This window comes from Baaleninema simplex PCC 7105 (assembly GCF_000332355.1).
In the GTDB taxonomy this organism is placed as follows: domain Bacteria; phylum Cyanobacteriota; class Cyanobacteriia; order Cyanobacteriales; family Geitlerinemataceae; genus Baaleninema; species Baaleninema simplex.
In genome coordinates this window covers 393,751-396,881 of record NZ_KB235958.1, presented here as the reverse complement: position 1 = coordinate 396,881, position 3,131 = coordinate 393,751, and the positions used below count along the sequence as shown (strand labels likewise).

Genomic DNA, 3,131 nt, shown 5'->3' with positions numbered 1-3,131 from the left:
CCCATCTCGTTAAGGATAGGGGCGTACTGTTGAAACCCAATAAAATCCCTTCAAGGGATTGAAACGTCCCGACACTATCGGGAGGCTCTATCAACCTGCGTTGAAACCCAATAAAATCCCTTCAAGGGATTGAAACGCTGAAGCTATCACCAAATCATCATCCGGCGGTGGCAAAGGTTGAAACCCAATAAAATCCCTTCAAGGGATTGAAACCTTAAAGCTTTTCGGAACTTCGACCGGAAAATGTTGAAACCCAATAAAATCCCTTCAAGGGATTGAAACCCTTGCGCGTGGACGCCGTGAGCTTCCAGTTCGGCGTTGAAACCCAATAAAATCCCTTCAAGGGATTGAAACTGGGCGAACGCTGGAGCCGGGTCGCGATTCTCGACTAAGTTGAAACCCAATAAAATCCCTTCAAGGGATTGAAACGCGGTAGTTCTCCAAGGGCGATCGCTGTGACTGGAGTTGAAACCCAATAAAATCCCTTCAAGGGATTGAAACCGACATGGTAGTTAACGGCGAGCATGAAGAGTATGGTTGAAACCCAATAAAATCCCTTCAAGGGATTGAAACATCGCCGTCAAACTCGATGTAACTGCACTTCTCCAGTGTTGAAACCCAATAAAATCCCTTCAAGGGATTGAAACTTCTGAAAATGCCGAGAATTCAAAAAGATTCCGGGTTGAAACCCAATAAAATCCCTTCAAGGGATTGAAACGCTCCTTAACTACACCACCCTGACCCGGAAAGCGGTTGAAACCCAATAAAATCCCTTCAAGGGATTGAAACTTGGTTGTCTTTTTGTACGTTACCGTGCTATAATGTTGAAACCCAATAAAATCCCTTCAAGGGATTGAAACTCATGGTTCTAACTAACTCCTTAGTAAACGTTTTTGTTGAAACCCAATAAAATCCCTTCAAGGGATTGAAACCTTACCTACCGCCGCATTTGCCGCCGAATCATCTGCCAAGTTGAAACCCAATAAAATCCCTTCAAGGGATTGAAACGCTTATCTCCTGAGATGCGCCAGTTGATTTCGCTAGTTGAAACCCAATAAAATCCCTTCAAGGGATTGAAACTAAGAATCACCGGATAAAAGGTAGATTTCTAACATTGTTGAAACCCAATAAAATCCCTTCAAGGGATTGAAACGCAATTTTACCAACTAGCGAGGATTTGCCACTCCTGTTGAAACCCAATAAAATCCCTTCAAGGGATTGAAACTCTGGCGTGAGCTGTTTTAGCAAAGTCGTTGCACCGTTGAAACCCAATAAAATCCCTTCAAGGGATTGAAACGTTTTTTTGACGATTTGCAAGCTTGAAAAGATTTCTCGAGTTGAAACCCAATAAAATCCCTTCAAGGGATTGAAACTCTGATATCCGGTGACGGCACGGCGCAACAGAGACGTTGAAACCCAATAAAATCCCTTCAAGGGATTGAAACAAGGGGGTGGAGAATACAAACTCGAGAGTGGGGAGTTGAAACCCAATAAAATCCCTTCAAGGGATTGAAACTGTAACGCCGCTGCGATCGCCGCCTTCAACCGCGATGTTGAAACCCAATAAAATCCCTTCAAGGGATTGAAACGTAACTTCAAGGATGGGAACTCCTAATATTGATAGTTGAAACCCAATAAAATCCCTTCAAGGGATTGAAACGTAAGCAGCGAGGCGGCATTCATAGAGAATGTCGTAGTGTTGAAACCCAATAAAATCCCTTCAAGGGATTGAAACTGCTAGTTGCTCAAATGGAGCGACCAACATTTGGTAGTTGAAACCCAATAAAATCCCTTCAAGGGATTGAAACTATCAAGCTCGACAAAAGTAGGACGGTGAAAAGACTGTTGAAACCCAATAAAATACCGGGTCTTCGGAGTTTGAGGTGATAATAGTATAATAGAAAACAAATGCAGGCGGATCTAAAGATGAACTTTTTTGTAGAAGACTTAATCAACTTACCCAAAGTAAGAGTGAGAAGCGTGGTCAGGGAACGCGAAGCAATATTTTTGCAGCTAGGCTTTAGAGAAGAGGAAGTTGCCTGTCCTCATTGTGGCAAAAAGACGGGCGAACTTAACCAAACACGAACCGTTAGAGTTCGAGACTTGCCCATTTCGGGTCAACTCGTATATTTGCAAATACCACGGCGTCAGTTTTACTGTAAAAAATGCCAACAATACTTTACAGAAGAACTATTCCCAATGCCCAAATTGTCGTCGATAGATTTCACGTTATGAAAGCGGTGAATGACAATCTAAATAAAATCCGGGTCTTCGGAGTTTGTGGTTATAAATGTATAGCATGATACAAAAAATTGAAGATTCGAGAGCCAAAACCCTTGAAATCTCGTGAAGTTAGTTTTTCTGTCACCCTAAACTCCGAAGAGCCTAAAATCCGAAAGCAGGTGAAGTTTAAAATCAAAATCAAAGGAGCAAAATGGTTATTGCTGAAAAACCAAAAAGACTTAAAAGAAGAGGGATTGGAAAAATTAGAGGCCGTTTTAAAACAGTCAAAACGTTTACGAAAAGCTTATCAGCTTAAAGAGGATTTTAGAGAAATTTATGAAACAACTCAAGACCCAGAGAGCGGAAAAAATAAATTTAAAGAATGGTTGTGTAAAGCACAGAGTATTTATGGTGATGCTGTCAAGACAATTCGCAATCATCTTAACACAATATGTAATTATTTCTTGAGCCGAACAACCAATGGTGTTATGGAGGGTATTAATAATCGTCTTAAACTGATAAAGCGTCAAGCTTATGGCTTTATAAATTTTGAAAATATGCGAATGCGCTTGGGTGCATCCCAGTTTTGCAAGTGTTAGGCGTAAAAGTCTCCATTGAGATAAGCACAGCGTTGCTTGAGGACTTGTGGAACGTTCTGACGTTCCCACTGAGCGCCGGAAATCTTGAGACGCCGACCAATCTGCTTGACCGTCGATTCAATGGCTCCAGAGCCGATAGAAATCCCTTCACACTGGTAATAGCTGTAGTTGACGATGCGGTGTCGATGTTTTTTGCACGTAAGCCACCAACTTGGTGACGCGCGGGTGTGACCAATCCTCGAACTGAGCCAGCGACCCCTCCACATCACCTCGCCACAAACAAGCTTCAACGGCATCGAGACGCTGCTG

3 protein-coding genes, 1 pseudogene and 1 CRISPR repeat array are annotated in these 3,131 nt (G+C 42.5%); of the genes and pseudogenes, 3 read left to right on the top strand and 1 reads right to left on the bottom strand.

The window, feature by feature from the left end; translation table 11 throughout:
* Window positions 1–28: 28 nt before the first annotated feature.
* A CRISPR array of direct repeats spans window positions 29–1,808; the repeat unit is 37 nt; unit sequence GTTGAAACCCAATAAAATCCCTTCAAGGGATTGAAAC.
* A gap of 100 nt (window positions 1,809–1,908) precedes the next feature.
* From GEI7105_RS34350 to GEI7105_RS28925, 3 genes are read left to right on the top strand one after another with little or no spacing between them, the layout of a single operon-like run.
* Window positions 1,909–2,235: a transposase family protein gene (locus GEI7105_RS34350; RefSeq protein WP_017659147.1), complete on the top strand. Its 327-nt coding sequence runs from the start codon at window positions 1,909–1,911 to the stop codon at window positions 2,233–2,235.
* On the top strand, window positions 2,175–2,303 hold the full coding sequence (locus GEI7105_RS40925) for a transposase (RefSeq protein ID WP_375339030.1): 129 nt from the start codon (window positions 2,175–2,177) through the stop codon (window positions 2,301–2,303). Before GEI7105_RS34350 ends, GEI7105_RS40925 begins: the two co-directional genes overlap by 61 nt.
* 33 nt (window positions 2,304–2,336) lie before the next feature.
* Window positions 2,337–2,822, top strand: coding sequence for a transposase (locus tag GEI7105_RS28925; RefSeq protein ID WP_017659146.1), 486 nt, complete (start codon window positions 2,337–2,339; stop codon window positions 2,820–2,822).
* On the opposite strand, the pseudogene GEI7105_RS36645 reads toward GEI7105_RS28925, so the two are convergent.
* Window positions 2,819–3,131 (bottom strand): annotated as a pseudogene (locus GEI7105_RS36645) (ISKra4 family transposase); the annotation flags it as partial. The gene GEI7105_RS28925 and the pseudogene GEI7105_RS36645 overlap by 4 nt on opposite strands.